A 19,575-nucleotide genomic window follows, 5' to 3' on the forward strand; every position below is an offset into this window, starting at 1 on the left:
GAGGCCTTTTTACTTAACCGATTGTTTGCAAGAGGTTGTAGGCCTCTTCCTTCGTTTGCACGGTCAGTAGCTGTTCCCGGAACGTTTCATCCATCAGCTTGCGCGCCAGCATTTGTAAAATTTTAAGATGCTCATCGCCCGTGCTTTCTTCGGGAACAGCGATCATAAAGATAAGTTTAGCCGGTGTACCGTCCAAACCGTCCCAATCCACACCATTTTTCTGCAATCCGAAAGCAACAGCCGGCTTGATCACCGCTTTTGATTTTCCATGCGGAATCGCAATCGAAAAACCGATCGCTGTCGAACTTTCTTTTTCCCGCTTGATGATCGCTTTTTTGAATTTCCGAGCGGATTCAATTACTCCTGCGCGATCTAACTTTCCGACTAGTTCATCAATCACTTGCTCTTTTGTGATTCCTTGTAGCTCAATGTCAATCAACTCTAGGCTTGTTAAATCGGATAATGTCATCGTAACCAATCCCCTTTCCTTCTGCACTACTTGTCTACCGCTATTGAACATCTTTTTTCAACATGTTCACCATCAAGGCAGTGACCATCACACCGATAACAATAGAAATGAAAAACATGATCCAGTTGTCCACCGCTCCTAGCACAGCCACGACAGGACCTCCATGCGGCACATGATCACCAACCTTACTTACCATAGCAATGGCCGCTCCAACCATCGAACCAACCATAATGGACGGGATCACCCGCAGCGGATCTTTCGCCGCAAATGGAATTGCACCTTCAGTGATACCGACAAGTCCCATCGCCAAAGCTGCTTTCCCTGCTTCTTGCTCTTCTTTCTCATATTTTTTCTTGTTTAATAGCGTCGCCACTCCCATGCCCAGAGGCGGAATGCAAATGGCAGCTGCAATGGCTCCCATAATATAGACGTTGCCTTCCCCAATCATCGTCGCGCCAAAAAGGAAAGCGACCTTATTCACCGGACCACCCATATCAAAGGCGATCATCGCGCCCAAAATCAGCGCCAAAGCGATGCTGCTGGTCCCTTGCATATTATTTAACAAGTGAGTAAGCCCGCCCATCATGCTTGAGATCGGTTGGCCAATCACATAGATAAACAGCGCTGCGACCACAAATGTTGACAAAATCGGGATCACTAAAATGGGCATAATTGGTTGAATCATTTTGGGTACACTCCACGATTTCAACCATTTCGCTACATATCCAGCAATAAATCCAGCAACAATTCCACCTAAAAATCCAGCCCCTGCCTCACTATGATAAAAACTGCCGTTAGCGGCGATATAACCGCCAATCATTCCAGGCGCCAATCCCGGACGATCCGCGATACTCATCGCGATAAATCCCGCTAAAATCGGAACCATGAAGGTAAATCCAACACTACCGACACTTAACACCGTATTCCAAAATTCACTTTTCACTTGCAAGCCTTCTCCTGTCGGATCACCGCCAATGGCTAACGACAAAGCAATCAGCAACCCGCCGACCACAACAAACGGAATCATGTACGATACTCCATTCATTAAATGACGATAAATAGGGTTTTGCTTCGACTTCATTTCTTTCTTATACTCTTCGACTGATTTCAGATTGGGCTTGTATACCGGTACAGTTCCGTCTATAAACTGCTGGATTAATTTTTCCGGATGGCGGATTCCTTCTTGAACACCGACTTCGATCAATCTTTTTCCGACAAAACGGGACTTGTCCACCGTCTTATCAGCGGCGATAATAATGCCGTCCGCCTCACGAATCTCTTGCTCCGTCAGCTCATTTTCCACACCGATGGAGCCTTGTGTCTCTACTTTCATTTCGACCCCAAGTTTCTGCGCCGCCTTTTGCAAATTTTCGGCGGCCATATACGTATGAGCAATGCCATTTGGGCACGAAGTGATGGCTAACACCTTCATGCGAATTCCCCTTTCTCCGCTTAAGTAACCGTTTTCATCTTTACTATACAAGGAAATTCGCTTGTAAAAAGGTCAAATTTTTACCGAAATATGCGGTAAAACGTTGTTTTTTGTCAAAATAACGACTTCTGTTCACTCAGTCCATGGCTTTCAAACACGAATGAAGCACCTTGAGCCATTGCTCACGGGTTGTCTCTTTCACTAGTTTTTGCACCATGTCCGGATGCTCACTCAACCATGATAATTCCCGAAACAACTGTTTCGTCGACCCACGTTTTTCTTTTACAGCGAGCAAAAAAACGAGCTGAACGCTCTCTCCTCCCCAATCGAGCGGTTGTTTTAGCGTGGCGACAGCGATGGCTGATTGCCGAATAAACCGTGGGTCGCCATGCGGAATGGCCATACCCGAACCGATGGCAGTAGCTGCTGTTTTTTCTCGAATGATCGCGCTATGAATATACTGCTCCTCTACGTAACCGAATTGATTCAGGGCGCTTGCCAATTCCTCAATCACCTCATATCGGTGTTCCTTTTCTAACTGAAGAACGATAACCCCTGACTGTAAAAAAGAAAAAAGCGCTAGTTGATCCATCTTAGGGTCTTGATCGTAGCAGTATTTCAAAAAACGTTCAATCTTCTTAAGGTCGCTTTTCGGCAGGAGAGGAGAAACGACGATAACCGGCACACCACTGGTTGTTAAAGGCGCCGTAGATATAATAAGGTCAATACGCTGCTGCTGCACATAACGATCCACTTCCTCTTTCCTGACACTCCCAACAATATGCAAATCGCGAAAATGGCTCTCCAATTTCGTTTGAATCAGCTGCGACATGCCAATCCCGAGTTGGCAAACGATTAGGACATGTTGATGTTGTGCATTAACTTTTTTCAATCGTTCATAAGAAGCCTGGAAGTGTAAAGCAAGATAAGCAGCCTCTTCTTCAGGAATCTTGTACGGAAACTGGGAGTTCAGCTCAGTCACCGCAGCAATCACTCGATCAAACATATAAGGGTACGCTTTTTTAATCTCACTGACCATCGGATTCGAAATCGGCAACCCGTGAATCAAACGATGGAAAGCTGCCGCTGAATGGAGAAATAGTCCCTCTTTCAGTTCGTTGTCAAGCGCAAACTCAATTCCTGTTAAACGGGACATGCAATCAATCAAAGACTGGACAATAAAATGGATAGACTGCTCGTTCTCGAACAATATCCCCACTTCTTTGGACGGCGAGTATCGCAATTTAGCACTTAACAAGTGGATCGTTAACAAGGTAATTTCCTCTTCTGGAAAACGAAGAGCAAAATAGGGCTCTAATCGTTTTACAAACCCCACCATCCATGCATACTCATCTGTTTTTTGAATCCCGTCCTTGTTCGATACAGGGCCAATCGGCTTGTTCATTTTGATTCGTTTCAAGGCAATCAACGTATGAACTAACAGGCTTTCCCTCGTTTCATCTATCCATGTCATATGGTGCGGCACTTCGATCTCACTGAGCACGTTTTCAATCACCGATACTTCATGGGCAGGAAATTGCTTTTTCACAAAAGAGCGATTGGTGAAGGAACCGGCAAGTTCGCAAAGATTGGCGGCAGCGGCCCGTTTATTCCGTTCACTTCCATCGATGATCAGCCCTAATTTTTTCCTTAAAACGAGCCGCAACCCGTACTTTTCGAGCCATTGCTCCAGTTGATGCAGCTCTTTTTTTAGCACGCTCTTAGGCATGTAGTATCGATTGGCCAACGATTGCAAAGTGACATGACTCGTTCCAAGCAACAGCTCATAAGCCATTTCCATTAAACGATCTTCTTGGCTATCGATCGAGCGAGTTGTACTATATAACCGTTGGTATAATTTTTCCCGCTCCCCCTCATGAATGTGCAAGGTGACCCCAGTCCCAGGTTTTTTTTCTAAATACGCATTCGTATGCTGCAACAGATCAGACTCAATCACCTTCAAGTCATTCCGAATGGTTTTCTCCGAGCAGCCAATCACGTCAGCTAGGTGCTGGGTAGAAACATATTGGTTCGAATCCGATAATAAGATCCGTAAAATTTCTTTCTGGCGTTCGTTCATCCGATGTATTTCACCTCGTTGAGCTGTCGTAATGGTTGCTGAATAGATCACACCCGTTTCGGTCATTCCCATTCTACTATATTCCGAATCATTGGACGAATTACAGATTCAACAAATCGAAGAAGAAATCCGCTGGACAATATAGAAAAGGATCGGCTGGAAACAGCTCTCATGAAAGGTCTGCCCACTAATGCCGATCCTTTTTTCTTCATCTTCCGTTTAGACAGAAGCATACATCCGATCAAGTTCTTGCGCCTCGTACTTGACAAACGGGTCGATCAAGGAAATTTTTTGCGCCTCGGCATCGCCGACGCCGGCGTACAGCTCGGCGGTCCCGTCGCCTTTGCGGATCAAGCCGCCGCTAAAGACGACGTTCGTCAAATCCGGCCGCTTCGCCGGTCCATCCAAAAAGTGAGAGCGAAGCGCCAACAATTCCAGCTCGGAGCGCTCCATCGTCTCCGGATTCAATACGAACACCATCGGATAGTAATGGCGGTTGCCGTGCTCGTCAAAGCAGGCGATATGGCCGAGCGCCCCAACGAGCCCGTTGGCCAACAAATGCGCTTCATTCACACCGCCCCATTCCTCATCGGTGAATTGGGCGTCAAGCAGCGGAGCGGCTTCAATGACGTCCGGCGTCAAGTCATCAAGTGAAACAATGCGAGTAAAGCCGATCTTTCCTCGTCCGCCCTTTTCCCCTTGCGGCCGGGTGAAAACGCCGATCGAGCCGTCTTTCAGCTCGACAAGACGAATATCTTTCATCCCATCCGGTCCCTGCGCGAACGGTTTCAGCCCCCGGATGTTCGGGCCGCGATAAAAGACCGTCCGCCAACAATACTCGCCGCGAAACACCGGATGCAGAAACGTTTCCACCCCACCAAACACAAGCTGGCCGTGAATGCGCGCCACAAACGGATCTTGCAAGGCAAACACCGGCGCTCCTTCGCGCGGAATCCAAACCCCATCGCGCTCCACGAAAAAGTACACTTCCGACTGTTCGCTGTCCCGCGATTCGACGCGGCCAGCGATGACCAACTCGCCGTCATCTGCAAACGGCGCGGAAATATTATAAACGTCTCGATCCCCAACACCCGCAAAGCGCAATTTTTGCGGCTCAAACGGCTGTGGGGCCAGGCGGAATTCATCGACTAACACTTGACATGTCTTCAATGTCGGTGATTGGAACAGCATCATTATCCCTCCAGGCGTTGCCAAAAACGCCGTGCGCCTTGTTTTTGGCTGTTGTCCCTGAACAGGCTTGCACAGGAAACGCTCGTTGACTTCCTTTTCCCCAAGTCCCATTCATCGGACAGGAATGGCAGCGCCACCTCCTAGGCTAGACAAGGAAGTCCATGAAACTCGTTTGTGTGTTATATTATAATATGATATGGAGAATTGTGAAACCCGTTATTGTTTGCCAAAAAAAGAAGGGCCAAGCGTTGTCAAGGCCCTTTTTCTTCCTTATTGATTGGACTGAACGTGACGGATCAACGACTCATCGATGTCCACGACCACAAACTCCACATCCGTTACCGGCGCGAGCACCTCGACAAACAACCGCGCCACTTTTTCTTTGTCAAGACCCCCGACACCTGTCCCGAGCGCCGGAAGCGCCACCTTCTTGATCCCGTGCTCCCGGCAGTGCGCGACCAGCCGCTCGAGGCATTGGTGAACGATCACATACGACGTCTCTCCTGCCGGCTGCTTCATCGTCACAAGATGAATCACGCCGCGAAACGGCAACGCTCCCGCTCCGGTCACATACAGATCGCCCGGCTGTGGATTTTGCGCTTGGCAGATGCGGATCGCCTCTTCCTCAATCAAGCGTCCGCCCGCCCGGCGAATCGCCGCCGCCACCCCGCCGCCCATCGGCCCGATGCCGTTGGCGGCATTGCAAATGTACTCGACCCCTTCCACTTTCGTCAAATCGCCGACCATGGCGCGAATCACCGTTCATCCCTCCCGCCAAGGTTGATCGTTATCGTCATTCCATCTGTTCGCACCGCTTCCCATATGCTCCGTTATGGCCGTACCGATGCAAAAATTCCCGCAGCACAACAGCATGGTTATATCGCTCATCTTTCGCCGCATAAAGCAGCGTCACCGTTCCCGAAAGCGAAAGCAGCTCCTTCACCAACGCCTGCTTCGTCCCGTCTGTCGTAAGCTCCCACTCGTACCGCCTGGCAAACTCGGCAAACCGCTCCGGCCGATGGCCGAACCATTGCCGCAATTCCGAGCTTGGGGCGATCTCCTTCATCCATCGGTCAAGGTGCGCCTCACTTTTCGCCATGCCCCGCGGCCAAAGGCGGTCAACGAGAATGCGGACGCCATCATCCCGTTCGGCCGGGGTATAAATCCGTTTTAGCCGGTAATCATCCATATCGTTTGCCTCTTTCCTGCCTTATACGTTTACCTCGTCCCAATTGGCCTTTACCACTAATGTCCCGCCCGTTCTCCTCAACATTTTTTCCAGCTTAATTAAATAAGTCGATTTCAAAGCGGGTGTCCTCACACGGGTAGTCACGATTCTCCCTTCGAATATATATCCAGGCAACCATTTCCCTAACTGTTCAATTGTTCGGGTGATCTGGTGTACGGCTTTCTCAAGGTCAGACCCTTTTAGTTCGATGAAAAATGCCCGATCTCCTTCTATCACTAAAAATAAAAAATCGCATTTTACCCCCTCTTTAAGCAGACAACCGTCTACACGGTACAGGGCCACCCTCTTTTCCTTCTTATTGACGAAACAAACCCCTCTTCCGTTTTCCTCAACAACTGCTAATTTTCGACGGTCGCAATATTGCAAACAACTTTCCCATTCTACAACCGACATGTTTACTCCCCCGCTTCCTCCGCCTCCATGAGCTCATCAAGTACACAGTTGATCGCAGATGATGCTTCATCGATCGCTTCGGCCTGAATGAACCGTAATTCATCATCGATAATGCTTCGGTAGCGGAATCTCCCTCCCTCGCTCTCCAGCATGTAGGCCTTTAACCGCTCCGGAGAAAGGCGCAGCTTTCGGTCCACAATCGGATCGGCGCGTCGATCCAGCTTTTCTCCAATCTTGGCCGCGTACAAATAAATATTGAAAGCGGATAAAATATATGGGCTATGAGTCGTAATCACTAGCGTATTATCCGTCGCATTTAGCAATAATGCAAACAAGGCGACCATTTCTTTTTGCGCACTCGGGTACAAGTGAGCCTCAGGCTCCTCAATAACCATAAACACTCGTCGCCGTTCCAAAATAACCGTGAATATAAGCAACAAAATCCACACTACTTCTTGTTGCCCTGAGGATGAAAATTTTAGCTTTGTATACTCTCTTTCATTAAAAAAGATTTTTTCTCCATGGTCAGAGAACATGTACTTTCCTTTCATCACCCGCTCAATAATATCAATGGCAAACCGAATCGCCTCAAAGTCAATTTTCTCTGTCGAAAATTTTTTCCGATCCTCGACAATTTCCTCAAACGATTGCGAAAACATCTTCTTCAGCAAGTTAATTCGTTCGATAAACTGTTCTGTCAAGACATCGAGTTGCCGTGGGTTAATATCTTGCAGCTGATCGGACAACGTCGCGACTAAACTTCTACCTGCCGGAATGAAGATCGATGTTTTCGAATCGCCAAATACTTCATCAATAGACGTTTTAATTGTTTCCACAACACTTTGTTGCCGCGCTTTCCAAGATGAGACATTCCAAAAATCAGTCAACAGCCGCTCTTGATATTGCGTCTCTTTTTTTAGCTGAATAACGTGCTTGAACGTCTCTAAAATCCCCTTTTTCAAGGAATCGCTAAAGTGGATTTGCACATAACCATCTTTCAAGTCAAGACGCACAAATTTTCCGTCACTATATTCATAACGAATGTGAAACGGTTTCATATGTTTTGTCGTTCCAAAGTAACCGACAAATTTTCTCCTAAGATATTTATTGAACTCAAAAAACGGGCTGTGCTCATCCGTTTGTCGGGACGAAAGCAAATAATTTACCCATTCATCCGGAATAGAGCGGAAGAAAAAAATCAGTTTGCTAATCGTACTTTTTCCGCTCGCTTGAGGACCAATCAAAATCGTTACATCGGTAATCTCCTCATCAAACAGCCCCACTGGCCCAAAATGCTCAATGCGAATGCGAGCCATACCTACCCTCCTCTTGCGGCCATTTTCGGTCTATATGATCGCCCCGCGTGTTAATGATCTTGAGAAAAAATACACCCGGAACTTGAAATCGTCGTTTTCCGAACATTGTTTTTCCCACTAAACAAATTGATGCTCTTTAGCTCGTCCAATTGAATGCGCCAAATGGTTTTGCAATGTTCACCTCAAACGCTTGAATCATACCGAGTTCACCTATCCTCTCCTTTTATATGGCAACGAATTCGACAAAGAACATTTGTTCTAATTCCATTGTAACCGTCCCATTTTCGCGGAACAACACGAACATTTCGACAAAAATTTCACGAAGCGAACACACACCGGGCAATTGGTTTTTCCGTGCTGCTCCGACTTGTAAGGCCGCCATGCGTCAGAGCACACGGTTCACCGTACAAGCGGATGTTGCAATCCAGCCTAGAAGGGTGGTGATTTCGTGGAAAATACTGCTATTCCATCTATTTATCAGTTAGAAAAGCCTAACGAAATCAGCCTTCTTTTTTGGCGATATGTCGCTGATTTGCTCGTGGCAGCCGTTTTTCATCGCCCTCCTAGGAAGCCGGTGATTTCGTGCAAAATACTACTGATTTCACTCATTTCTCAATTAGAGAAGCATTGCAGAATCAGTTTTCTTTTCTGAATGAAAGTGCGCTGATTGGTGTGTGCCAGCGGTTTTTCGCCCGCCATCTAGAAGGCCGGTGATTGAAGGGGGCAAGCCGCTGATCAAACCCGTTTCTCAAATGGATAAGCCTTGTCGCATCAGGAGCGCCTTTCAAACATCCCCATTGCTCAAGAGAAACAACCGTTTTTCACCAGCCTCCTAGAGGAGAGCGGCCAACGGACAATGAATAACGGTTTTTTTACTGTAGGCACCATATCGTCACTGGCCCCTATTTCCTGCCCGTAATAGTCGTAATTCCATGCACTAGCACCGATATTGAATTAGCTGACTGATCCCTTCGCCTCCGCTACCATCCGCTCCAAAAACGCAAGCAAATCGGCGCGCAACTCTTCATTTTGCAAGGCAAACTCGATCGTCGTTTCAATAAAGCCGAGCTTCTCTCCGACATCGTACCGTTTTCCTTCAAACTCGTAGGCAAAGACACGTTGAATTTCGTTGAGCTGCCCGATCGCATCCGTGAGCTGAATCTCCCCACCTGCGCCAACTTCCTGTTTCTCTAAAAACAAGAAAATTTCCGGTGTCAACACGTATCGTCCGACGATCGCCAAATTCGACGGCGCCGTACCCGGCGCTGGTTTTTCGACGAAGCGACGAACCTGGTAGCGGCGTCCTTGCTGCTCAAGCGGGTCGATGATCCCGTAGCGATGCGTTTCTTCCTCCGGCACGCGCTTGACGCCGATCACCGAACTGAACGTCTGTTCATACTGCTCAATGAGCTGTTTTAAACAAGGCGTTTCCGCTTGGACGATATCGTCACCTAACAGCACCGCAAACGGCTCGTCCCCGATGAAATTGCGCGCGCACCAAACCGCATGCCCCAGCCCTTTCGGCTCCTTTTGGCGAATGTAGTGGATGTCGACCTTCGACGGCTCTTTCACTTTCTCCAGCAGATCTAGCTTCCCTTTTTGCTTGAGAATCTGTTCCAACTCAAACGCGTAGTCAAAATGGTCCTCAATCGCCCGCTTCCCTTTCCCGGTGACGATGATAATGTCCTCAATGCCGGATGCCATCGCCTCTTCCACAATATATTGAATCGTCGGTTTATCGACGATCGGAAGCATCTCCTTTGGCATCGCCTTTGTCGCGGGCAAAAACCGCGTTCCAAGTCCTGCTGCCGGAATGATGGCTTTGCGCACCTTTTTCATTTCTGCTGTTCCTCCTCTATTCCACGATGATCAATCATTGGCACCCTATCTAGGCGGCCGGTGATTGAAGGGAGCAAGCCGCTGATCAAACCCGTTTTTCAAATATAGAAAAGACTTGTCGCATCAGGATCGTCTTTCAAACGCTCCCCCATTGCTCAAAAGAAACAACCGTTTTTCACCAGCCATCTAGAAGCGCGGTGATGGTAAGAGAGTGCAGCTTACCAGCCCCGTTTCTCAAATAGAAAAACCCTGTAGCATCGGTACTCCTTTTCACACCTTCCCATCGATCAAGGGAAACAGCCGTTTTTCACCACCTCTCTAAGAGGCTGATGATTTCATCGTGTATACGGCTGTACAATATCATTTCTCCATGAGAAAAACTTTGTTGCATCAATCCTGTTTTTCACTCATTCTCCCATTGATGAAGGGAATCAGCGCCTTTTCACTGACCTTCTAGAACTATATCCTTCGATGTTCACATCGATGTACCATTGTATGGTCAACAATTGCGTTGTTTTTATTATACCAAATCCTGTGGAATGGAAAAGAAACGAAACTGTTGCGCCAACCCAAAAAGAAACGCCCGGCCGTTCGGGCGTTTCCATTCTGGCATCGCCACCGGCGGGCAACTTTACGATTATACTTTCACAAGCGAATCCAAAATCTCACCGAGCTTCAGCTCGACGCACGCCATCGACGTATCGGCGGCGCCGTAATACATTTTCACGACATCGCCCTCAACGAGCGCTCCGCACGAGAACACGACGCGCCCGAAAAAGCCGTTCACTTCGTAATCGGCCTCCGGCTCGACGAGCGGCCGCTCCGAGCGGGCGAGAACGTTCGATGGATCGTTCAAATCGAGGAGCACCGCGCCCATGCAGTAGCGGTGGTCTTCCGACGCCCCGTGGTACAGCTCAAGCCAGCCGTGCTCCGTCTTGATCGGCACCGCCCCGCCGCCGATGCGGGCGCTGTCCCATTTTCCTTCCCGCAAACCGAACAAAAAGCGGTGGTTCCCCCAGTAGCGCAAATTGTCCGACTCCGCGATCCACACCTCAGGGCGGCCGTTGCTTCTTGGCACCGGCCGATGAAGGGCGTAATACTTGCCGTTGATCTTCTCCGGAAAAATGAGCACATCTTTGTTTTCCGGCGCGAAGATCATGCCGTGATGCACAACCGTCCGGAAATCCGTCGTTGACACCATCGCTTCGCCGACTCCTTTGGGTGAGACGGCACTGAAATAAATGTAATACGTTCCATCCATACATGTGATGCGTGGATCTTCAATGCCAAACGTCTCCAGCTCATTGGACGGATAGACGAACGGCCGCTCGTCAATCGTAAACCGCCGCCCGTCTTGACTGCGGGCGAGGCGCAAATAGGAAAGCGACGTCAAATACAAAAACCGCTCCGCCCCTGCCTCTTTAATGACCCTCGGGTCGGAAAAATCATAGCGCGGGTCGTCCTTGCAGAACTCGTACACATCGACCTTCCCCGTCCGTGGATTCCACACCGGCGCCTTCACCACGTTCGGGTCATCCGCAACCGGCCGCTCGGCCACGCGCAGCAGCAGCAACACTTCCCCTTGAAATTTCGCCACCCCAGCGTTAAACGCCCCGATCACTTCAAATCCGTCATGGTACGGCGGCACATCGTTCGGTGTAATCAGCGGGTTTTCTTCGTAGCGGTAAAGGTGCATCGTCACCCCTGCCTTTCGTATTTCGAAAATGGATCAACAATTTCGAAACTGATCAAACGGGAATCCACAGCAGCGAAACCAAAGCGCTAGGGCGGGGCTGGCCTTTCGCCCCGCCTGTTTGCCAAGCAGCGTGCGGCGATTCCTTTCCATTCACTTGGAGCCGCCTTGTTTCATTTCCTCAATTTCCGCCACAGACAATCCGGTCAGCTCGTGAATCGTTTGCGCATCAAACCCCTTCCGCAGCATCCGTTTCGCAATGTGCCGTTTTTCTTGTTCTGCTCCCTCTTTGCGTCCTTCCTCCCGACCTCGAATTTTTCCCTTTTGCTCATATGAGATGATCAATTCCAGCACGCGTTCTTTTTCTTTCGTCTCCATTTGTTCCACCTCGCTTCGGAGCCGTTGTTCTTCTTCATCGGACAGCTTCACATACGTTTCGAAAAAGCCCATCAACAGACGCTGTTTGGCCTCGTCTAGCTCGAGACGCACCAACATGCGCAAAAATTGCTTTTTCAGTTCCACTCGTTCACTTTCAGTATACCCCATTTTACTAAGCAGCGCAGCCGCCACCGGGTTGTCGGTGCGGATGAATTGGCGCCAGTTTTGCTTAGGCAACTCCACATGGAAAAAGCGAAAGTCAAGCACATCACCAAACGGAAAGGAGAGCGTGAACGAAGAGGGTTCGTCTCGGATGGCATCATAGCTGAAGACGGCAATCGGAATGATCGGAGCGCGGTATTTTTCAAACAAGCGGCTGAAATAAAGAAACATTCGCTCGGGAAACGACGATTGGATGTACGCTTGGTTTTCCACATGAACAATGATCCATCCGTCTTCCCCTTTGAACTTCGTTTTCGCCAGCAAGTCTACCCGGTACTTCTCCCCAGCCGTTACATCCGTAAACAGCTCTTCGGACAAAAACGACAAATGGTTGAAATCAATATGCTCGTGCATATCCGGGAAGAAGAGAAGCACAAATTCCTCAAAAAACGTCTGCAACAGCTCTTTGAACAGCCGGTCGTGATCGATCGCCATACATTCACCTCACAAGAATACGTTTCGTATTCTCTTTTTCGGCATCGTCCGGCAAAATCCTGCCCATGGTAAAAAAATGGCCGTCTTTTTTCGAGAAGAGACAGCCAAACACCAAACCCCTATCTGCCAGCACAAACGTTTCCTCCTTGCGCGCATGGCGTCAACGCGGGGAGCGCGCTACCCCAGCCCCGCCTTTCTTCCCCCAGCCGCAACTTTTGCCCGGCGGAAACGGGCGACGACGTCATCCATCCCCCCGCTGCCGAGAACGACACCCGCCACAATGAACAAAAATCCAAGCCATTGCGTCCACGAAACGGGCTCGCCAAGCAGCCAATGCGCCCCCAGCAGCGAAAAGAGCGGATTGAGGTTGATGAACACGCCGACTCAGCGGGGCCAAGGTGTTGCACAGCCTGGTTATAAAACATATGCCCCAGCGCCGTCGCCACGACCGCTGAAGCGAGGAAAATGAGCCAAAGCGGCAGCGTGCCTGTTTTCAAACTCGACAAGCCATGCGGTTCAAGCGCGAAACTTAGGACAAACAGCCAAAGCGACCCAAAGACAAGCATCCACCCTGTCATCACCCGCGCCTCAACCGTCGCCTTTTTGATCAGAATGAAGCTGATTCCTTGCGCCAAGACAGCCAAAAAGACGTACACATCGCCGATTGACAAATGGCCGAGGCCGCCGTTGCCGTTCGCGACGACAAACACGACCCCAAAAAACCCAAGCGCGATGCCGAGCAACCGAAACGGCGTCGGCCGCTGGCCTAAACACACGATCGCCAACAGCGCCGTCACCAGCGGCACGAGCCCTAAAACAAGGCCCGCATTCACCGCCGTCGTGCTCGTCAGACCCAACGCAAGAAAAAAGTGGTGAGCGACGACACTAAACATGGCGGCTAAACCGATCTGTTTTGCTTCGTTCCAACCGATTTTTTCAAGCCGCCCGATCCCCCATAAAAACAAAAGCACAACCAACCCCGCCGTGAAAATTCTAAACGCCGTCAAGGTCACCGGGGAAAAATGCTCCACAAGAATTTTCAACGCCGTCACGTTCAATCCCCAAGCAACCATGATCCCAACCAGCAGCGCATAAATGAATGATTTCCTCATCACTCTCTACCTCTCCTGCCTGTTCGATGTTCCGCGGAACGCCAAAGGAAAAACGGAGCTCTAACCGCTCCGCCTTTCCGCCTGCTTCCCAATCAGACCAACCGCCGTTTCTCACGCCCGTGCATCATTTCCAACCACTCCTGCCATCCATTTTACTACAGTCTGATGAATGTTTTAACTAAAACATGCGGCCGTATGTCTATCCTGCGGCACAGGTTATGGCGCTTCCCCTTTTCCCCGCCCATATCCGCCGCCCATCGTGCATATTGTATAACAGAGAGGGGAGGAGACTCGATGTTCTCACGCTACCGCCAAAAAACGATCCGAGCCAAGACGGGGGTGGCGGTTCTCGCTGCCGTCGCCGTGTTGGTGGCGATTTTGTCTCTGTTTCTTTCAAGCGAACGGAACGAGGCAAAAGAAATCGTTGACACGTTTTACCGCTACGAACAAGCAGGAGACTTCGGCAGCTCTTGGGAGCTGTTTCACCCGCTCATGAAAACGAAATTCCCAAAAGACGTCTACATCCAGCGCCGCGCCCACGTCTTTATGCAAGACTTCGGCGCCGAAACGTTCGAATACCGCCTTGACGAAGTGGAACACTTGTCTTCTTGGTCGATGTCAGACAAACAAAAACCGTTCCAAGACGTCTACCGCATCCGCGTCATCCAGACGTTTCATAGCGTTTTTGGTGTGTTTGAACTCCATCAAGACGTGTTTGTCGCGAAGAAGAATGGGAAATGGGGGATCGTATTTTCTTACAATTCATAAACCACCGTAGTTCTTCATTAAATGCTATCATGGCACTTCTCCAGCGAGCGAGAAAGGAGTGAAATGGAAATGTATCAACATATCGTCAAACGCGGGGAAACAATCGCATCCATCGCCAGCGACTACCGCACGTCCGTCGCGGCGCTGCTTCGCGCCAACGGCCTTACCGCCTCGTCCGTCATCGTTCCCGGCCAAGCGATCCTCATCCCCCACCTTCCGGCCAAAGGCTCGATTCCGTATACGATCCATGTATCGATCAGCCGCCGCCAACTCACCTTAAAGTATCGGGGAAGAACGATCCGCACCTACCCAATCGGCGTCGGCAAAATGATCACCGCCACCCCCGTCGGCGACTTTGTCATCGTCAACCGCCAGCCAAACCCAGGCGGACCGTTCGGCGCGATGTGGCTCAGCTTATCGAAAATCCATTACGGCATCCACGGCACGAACAACCCGTCCTCAATCGGCAAATACGTATCCAAAGGCTGCATCCGCATGCACAACAAAGACGTGCTCGAACTCGCCTCGATCGTCCCGAACGGAACGGAAGTGTTCATTCGGACGTGAGGATTAAAACCAATCGTCATTCGTTATGACAGCTTGGTTGACCAAGCATCCGCTGAAGAGAAACCATTCGATCTGCGAAAGAAATCCTTTTTGGACCATCTTCGATTTTCAGGACGACGGCCGTTGATCCCGAACGGACAACGCGGTTCCGTTCGGGCGGAAGATCACAACCAATCGAACAGACGGTAAACAAGTGAAGTTGAGACGATGGGGGGCGGGATTTCCCTTCACACCAAGGACATTTTGTTTAAGCGGTGAAGAACCAAGAAAAAGAACTAGCGGTAAAACAAAAGGCCTTTGCAATCGCCAAAAACCTCCTCAATGTCTTGACCATTCACGAAGTGACGAAACGAACCGGGCTGACCGCCGCCGAAGTTGCCGACATCTCTAGGAGGCCGGTGATGTAATGCAAAATACTGCTGATTCCACCCATTTCTCAATTAGAGAAACCTCGTAGAATCAACTTTCTTTTCTGAATGAAAATACCGCCGATTCGTGTGTGACAGCGGTTTTTCACGGGCCTTCTAGGGCAATGGACAACGATCCGTCGCCGATCCAATAGCGCCAAAGAGTCACAACCGTTTGTCCCTTTTCCTCACAGGCAATCCGCACGGTTCTTGCGTGTAGAACAAGCAGCAACCGGACTTGGTCTTCAGTTCGTGTCCGCAAAAACGGGCGCACTTCAAAGTGTGTCAACTTCTCTCTCCACTTGCCTATTACCGATGGGCTTCCTCCCCCAACCACCAATAAGGGCGACGTTTCGTCTCTTCGTGACGCTCCACTTTCTCCGTCCACGGGTGAATCAAAAACAATCTTAATTTCATTACGCCCAAAAGGCCGGTGAAAAACAGTTGTTTCCCTTGATCAATGGGTGAACGTGTGAAAGCAATACCGATGCCACAGGATTTTTCTACTTAAGAAATCACGCTGAAAATCGGCATACTCTCTGAAATCACCGGCCTTCTAAACACAAAGGGTATTCCCAAGGAACTTGATGAAAACTGATGACTCCTATCGGTGAGACAACCTACACCCACTAGCACCTCCCAAACGAGGTGACCTAAAATGGCAAAAAATTTTTACACTTATCTATTGACAAAAACGAACAAAAATAAATAAAATATTGTTACAAAGTAACAAAAACTTGTTAAATTAGAACAAAGCGATCAAAGGATGAATGTACATGTTGCCCAAAGAACGACGTGAATGGATTGAAAAGCAATTAATCACTCAAGGCAAAGTCGACATTGAAGAGCTATCACAGCAATTAAACGTATCAACCATGACCATTCGAAGAGATTTAGCTCTTCTAGAAAGGCAAGGAAAGATCGTCCGGACACACGGTGGAGCCATTCATCCACGGGCACTGATTCAAGAAACACCTTACTCAACAAAAAAGGAAAAGAATATGAAGTGGAAACAAGCCATTGCCCGTAAGGCCGTTGAGTTCATCCCTGAAAATGCCAATATCATCTTGGACTCCGGGACAACCACTTTTGAAGTCGCTAAGCTGATCAAAGACCGAGAAGACTTAACAGTAGTCACCAATGATATTAAAATTGCCGCTGAACTCATGGAAAGTCGATTAAAGGTGATCGTAACGGGTGGAGAGCTTCAAAACCAAGTTGGCACATTGTACGGATGGCCAACCCAAGAACTACTTAAAAATATTCAGGCAGATCTCTTCTTTCTGGGAGCCCACGCGGTTGATATCATCTCCGGCGTCACAGCACCTACATTCGAAAAATCGTTAATCAAAAAACTGATGATACAGGCGGCTGAAACAACTTGGTTGCTTGCTGACTCAAGCAAATTTAATCAAAAAGCGTTTTCTCTTGTTTGTCCACTCTCAGAGTTGGAAGGAATTATTACTGACGATGGATTGAATGAAGAAGACCAACATCAATATAGCGAGCATACCAACATAATCATTGTTCACCCATAAGTAAGTTTCAATAACAAGTATTTGCCTACCGGCATCCCATACCGCTCCAGAGTAACAGGAAGTGCTTAAGGAGGTGATTCAACCAGTTGTAATGTCAACGATTTCCGTAGACGGGAGGGGAGACAGCCATCATGAAAATCGGGGTTATTGCCGATGATCTGACCGGTGCTAATGCAACAGGCGTAAGATTGGCCAAACAAGGATTCAAAACGGCAACCTTTGTCAGAAATGCCTCATTAACCGACATCGAAAAGTACGATGCCGTCTGCATTGACACCGATAGCCGCTACTCTCCGCGGGAAATTGCCGAAGATCGTGTGCGTCAAGCGGTCAACTACTTCAAACAATGGAATGTTGAGATCGTTTGTAAACGGATCGACAGTACTGTCCGCGGCAACATCGGAATCGAAATTGACACCGTTTTGCGCGAACTCGGTGATCATTCTGTAGCCATTGTCGTCCCTTCTTTTCCTGACTCGGGAAGGATGACAACCGGTGGGTATTTGCTCGTTGACGGTGTACCTGTTCAAGAAACAGACGTAGCTAAAGATCCGTTGATGCCTGTTTATCAGTCGTTCATTCCTGCCCTCATTCAGCAACAAAGTATGCACTCCGTCGCACTGATAGGGCTCGACACAGTTCTCTACGGCGCAGAATCCATCGCACAGCAACTCAGAGAGAAAATCGAACACGGAAACCGAATTATCGTGATCGATGCCGTCAATGACGAACATATTGAAACGATTGCCTTTGCGATGACGAAAATCAAAGAAAAAATTATCGTCCCAGTTGATCCTGGCCCTTTAACAGCATATTATGCAAGATTATACTTTCACCAGCAACTTCATGCAGATAAAATACTAATGGTCATTGGAAGCGTGACTCCCTTGACCGGTCGTCAACTTCATTATCTGTTAGCTAAAACAAATGCTAACCCCGTATACGTCAATCCAGAAAAACTGGCAAGCTTCTCAAACAGCTGGAACGAGGAAGTAGAACGCGCAACAGCCGTTAGCCTAGAGCGACTCGAAACGGAAAGTATTTTGATCGTTACAACTCATCACCCCGCCAACAGTCTAATCGATTTGAAAGCGCTGTCTGCTGTTGAGCAAGTATCCGAAGATGCTCTGGCCAAACGAATCACAGACGGCCTTGCTGTCATCGGCCGAAAAATCATTGAAAATTCCAAATACCCAATTTGCGGATGCTTCACAAGCGGTGGGGATGTTACGGCATCTCTTTGCGCCGTAGGAAGGGCTAACGGTATTGAAATTGAAGACGAAGTTCTTCCGCTGACCTCATTCGGATACTTTTCGGGGGGATACTTGGATGGGCTCCCTGTAGTCACAAAAGGAGGAATGGTCGGCGATCAACGTTCCATCTACAAAAGTCTTCGCTTTTTGCAAATGAAGATTAGCAGCCAAAGGAGTGGAAAACATGTCAATGCAAATTAAACCTATTATTGCAATTCCAATGGGAGATCCGGCAGGAATCGGCCCAGAGATTGTCGTAAAAGCCCTGAACAATCAAAAAATCTATGAGGTTTGTCAGCCTCTTGTTATCGGTCACAGTGAAGTATTGAAAAGAGCAATGGGCATTGCTCATATCTCATTGAACATAAATGAGATCAAAGACCCTTCGGAGGGTAAATACGAACACGGCACGATCGATGTCATTTCGTTAAACAATGTAAACATAGACACTCTTGAAATAGGAAAAGTCCAAGCACAATGCGGCAAGGCAGCCTATGAGTATATTGAAACAGCTGTTCATTTGGCATTAGACAGAAAAGTATCGGCCTTGGCAACAACGCCGATCAACAAAGAGTCATTGAAGGCCGCCAATATTCCATTTATCGGACATACGGAAATCTTAGCTGCTTTGACCAATACCAACGATCCGTTGACAATGTTTGAGGTAAAAAATATGCGTATTTTCTTCTTAACAAGACATTTGTCCTTAAAAGATGCCATCGCCGCAATGACGAAAGAAAGAGTTTGTGACTATTTAATTCGTTGCGACCAAGCCCTGCAGCGTCTTGGGGTGGAAAGTCGTAAAATCGCTGTTGCTGCATTAAATCCACATGGTGGAGAAAACGGGTTGTTTGGAAGGGAAGAAATTGACGAGATTCTTCCAGGCATCCAAATGGCACAAGAAAAAGGAATTCACGCATTTGGCCCTGTTCCTGCTGATTCGGTGTTTCATCATGCTTTAAATGGCCGTTACGACGCTGTATTGTCCCTTTACCATGATCAAGGGCATATCGCAGCAAAGATGGCGGATTTTGAAAGAACCATTTCAATTACAAATGGACTACCATTTTTGCGTACATCTGTCGACCATGGCACGGCCTTTGACATCGCTGGAAAAGGAATAGCAAGCAGTGTTAGCATGGAAGAGTGCATCAAAGTGGCCGCAAAGTATGCTGGAAAGTTCCATTCTTTGCAAACCGTATAAATTTCTCAAAGACCTCGAAGCCGTCGAAC

General features: G+C 48.6%; 15 protein-coding genes and 2 pseudogenes. 6 read left to right on the top strand and 11 right to left on the bottom strand.

Annotation, left to right across the window (positions count from 1 at the left end):
- Window positions 1-13 precede the first annotated feature (13 nt).
- From ACTVIM_RS16195 to ACTVIM_RS16245, 11 genes and pseudogenes are all read right to left on the bottom strand, one after another.
- A pseudogene (locus tag ACTVIM_RS16195) lies at window positions 14-1,901 on the bottom strand (fructose-specific PTS transporter subunit EIIC).
- Between the two features lie 136 nt (window positions 1,902-2,037).
- On the bottom strand, window positions 2,038-3,981 hold the full coding sequence (locus ACTVIM_RS16200; RefSeq protein ID WP_445613209.1) for a BglG family transcription antiterminator: 1,944 nt from the start codon (window positions 3,979-3,981) through the stop codon (window positions 2,038-2,040).
- A 219-nt stretch (window positions 3,982-4,200) separates the two neighbouring features.
- On the bottom strand, window positions 4,201-5,172 hold the full coding sequence (locus ACTVIM_RS16205) for an MTP-1 family protein (RefSeq protein ID WP_445613210.1): 972 nt from the start codon (window positions 5,170-5,172) through the stop codon (window positions 4,201-4,203).
- A gap of 270 nt (window positions 5,173-5,442) precedes the next feature.
- Window positions 5,443-5,931 (bottom strand): macro domain-containing protein, encoded by a 489-nt coding sequence (locus ACTVIM_RS16210; RefSeq protein WP_445613211.1) that lies wholly within the window; start codon window positions 5,929-5,931, stop codon window positions 5,443-5,445.
- A 34-nt stretch (window positions 5,932-5,965) separates the two neighbouring features.
- Window positions 5,966-6,361, bottom strand: a complete 396-nt coding sequence (locus ACTVIM_RS16215; protein ID WP_445613212.1) for a DUF488 domain-containing protein — start codon at window positions 6,359-6,361, stop codon at window positions 5,966-5,968.
- 21 nt (window positions 6,362-6,382) lie between these two features.
- A complete protein-coding gene (locus ACTVIM_RS16220; RefSeq protein ID WP_445613213.1) occupies window positions 6,383-6,814 on the bottom strand; it encodes a hypothetical protein in 432 nt (143 codons plus the stop codon).
- A 2-nt stretch (window positions 6,815-6,816) separates the two neighbouring features.
- Window positions 6,817-8,130, bottom strand: a complete 1,314-nt coding sequence (locus ACTVIM_RS16225; RefSeq protein WP_445613214.1) for an AAA family ATPase — start codon at window positions 8,128-8,130, stop codon at window positions 6,817-6,819.
- A 954-nt stretch (window positions 8,131-9,084) separates the two neighbouring features.
- Window positions 9,085-9,969, bottom strand: a complete 885-nt coding sequence (galU, locus tag ACTVIM_RS16230; RefSeq protein ID WP_445613215.1) for a UTP--glucose-1-phosphate uridylyltransferase GalU — start codon at window positions 9,967-9,969, stop codon at window positions 9,085-9,087.
- A gap of 637 nt (window positions 9,970-10,606) precedes the next feature.
- Entirely contained in the window at window positions 10,607-11,665 is a 1,059-nt protein-coding gene (locus ACTVIM_RS16235) for a BtaManbiosPhlase (RefSeq protein ID WP_445614377.1), read from the bottom strand.
- Window positions 11,666-11,815: 150 nt separating this feature from the next.
- Entirely contained in the window at window positions 11,816-12,697 is an 882-nt protein-coding gene (locus ACTVIM_RS16240) for an Rpn family recombination-promoting nuclease/putative transposase (RefSeq protein WP_445613216.1), read from the bottom strand.
- A 177-nt stretch (window positions 12,698-12,874) separates the two neighbouring features.
- Window positions 12,875-13,809 (bottom strand): annotated as a pseudogene (locus tag ACTVIM_RS16245) (DMT family transporter).
- Between the two features lie 294 nt (window positions 13,810-14,103).
- On the opposite strand from ACTVIM_RS16245, the gene ACTVIM_RS16250 reads away from it, so the two are divergent.
- The 6 genes from ACTVIM_RS16250 (at window position 14,104) to pdxA (ending at window position 19,546) form a co-directional block, all read left to right on the top strand.
- Window positions 14,104-14,577 carry a hypothetical protein gene (locus ACTVIM_RS16250; RefSeq protein ID WP_445613217.1) on the top strand — a complete coding sequence of 158 codons (474 nt, stop codon included), beginning with the start codon at window positions 14,104-14,106 and terminating at the stop codon, window positions 14,575-14,577.
- Window positions 14,578-14,646: 69 nt separating this feature from the next.
- Window positions 14,647-15,144: a L,D-transpeptidase family protein gene (locus ACTVIM_RS16255; protein WP_445613218.1), complete on the top strand. Its 498-nt coding sequence runs from the start codon at window positions 14,647-14,649 to the stop codon at window positions 15,142-15,144.
- A gap of 254 nt (window positions 15,145-15,398) precedes the next feature.
- Complete coding sequence (locus tag ACTVIM_RS16260; protein WP_445613219.1) at window positions 15,399-15,551, top strand: hypothetical protein; 153 nt, start codon at window positions 15,399-15,401, stop codon at window positions 15,549-15,551.
- A 776-nt stretch (window positions 15,552-16,327) separates the two neighbouring features.
- A complete protein-coding gene (locus ACTVIM_RS16265; protein WP_445613220.1) occupies window positions 16,328-17,089 on the top strand; it encodes a DeoR/GlpR family DNA-binding transcription regulator in 762 nt (253 codons plus the stop codon).
- 131 nt (window positions 17,090-17,220) lie between these two features.
- Window positions 17,221-18,543 carry a four-carbon acid sugar kinase family protein gene (locus ACTVIM_RS16270; RefSeq protein WP_445613221.1) on the top strand — a complete coding sequence of 441 codons (1,323 nt, stop codon included), beginning with the start codon at window positions 17,221-17,223 and terminating at the stop codon, window positions 18,541-18,543.
- Window positions 18,527-19,546: a 4-hydroxythreonine-4-phosphate dehydrogenase PdxA gene (pdxA, locus tag ACTVIM_RS16275; RefSeq protein WP_445613222.1), complete on the top strand. Its 1,020-nt coding sequence runs from the start codon at window positions 18,527-18,529 to the stop codon at window positions 19,544-19,546. Before ACTVIM_RS16270 ends, pdxA begins: the two co-directional genes overlap by 17 nt.
- Window positions 19,547-19,575: the final 29 nt, after the last annotated feature.

The organism is Geobacillus sp. YF-1 (genome assembly GCF_052692335.1).

Bases quoted from the DNA above. Each gene is read 5' to 3' on its own strand.
- ACTVIM_RS16270 (WP_445613221.1), top strand. From the start codon at position 17,221: ATGAAAATCGGGGTTATTGCCGATGATCTGACCGGTGCTAATGCAACA.
- pdxA (WP_445613222.1), top strand. From the start codon at position 18,527: ATGTCAATGCAAATTAAACCTATTATTGCAATTCCAATGGGAGATCCG.
- ACTVIM_RS16235 (WP_445614377.1), bottom strand. From the start codon at position 11,665: ATGCACCTTTACCGCTACGAAGAAAACCCGCTGATTACACCGAACGAT.
- ACTVIM_RS16200 (WP_445613209.1), bottom strand. From the start codon at position 3,981: ATGAACGAACGCCAGAAAGAAATTTTACGGATCTTATTATCGGATTCG.
- ACTVIM_RS16225 (WP_445613214.1), bottom strand. From the start codon at position 8,130: ATGGCTCGCATTCGCATTGAGCATTTTGGGCCAGTGGGGCTGTTTGAT.
- galU (WP_445613215.1), bottom strand. From the start codon at position 9,969: ATGAAAAAGGTGCGCAAAGCCATCATTCCGGCAGCAGGACTTGGAACG.
- ACTVIM_RS16205 (WP_445613210.1), bottom strand. From the start codon at position 5,172: ATGCTGTTCCAATCACCGACATTGAAGACATGTCAAGTGTTAGTCGAT.
- ACTVIM_RS16215 (WP_445613212.1), bottom strand. From the start codon at position 6,361: ATGGATGATTACCGGCTAAAACGGATTTATACCCCGGCCGAACGGGAT.
- ACTVIM_RS16255 (WP_445613218.1), top strand. From the start codon at position 14,647: ATGTATCAACATATCGTCAAACGCGGGGAAACAATCGCATCCATCGCC.
- ACTVIM_RS16250 (WP_445613217.1), top strand. From the start codon at position 14,104: ATGTTCTCACGCTACCGCCAAAAAACGATCCGAGCCAAGACGGGGGTG.
- ACTVIM_RS16240 (WP_445613216.1), bottom strand. From the start codon at position 12,697: ATGGCGATCGATCACGACCGGCTGTTCAAAGAGCTGTTGCAGACGTTT.
- ACTVIM_RS16220 (WP_445613213.1), bottom strand. From the start codon at position 6,814: ATGTCGGTTGTAGAATGGGAAAGTTGTTTGCAATATTGCGACCGTCGA.
- ACTVIM_RS16265 (WP_445613220.1), top strand. From the start codon at position 16,328: ATGTTGCCCAAAGAACGACGTGAATGGATTGAAAAGCAATTAATCACT.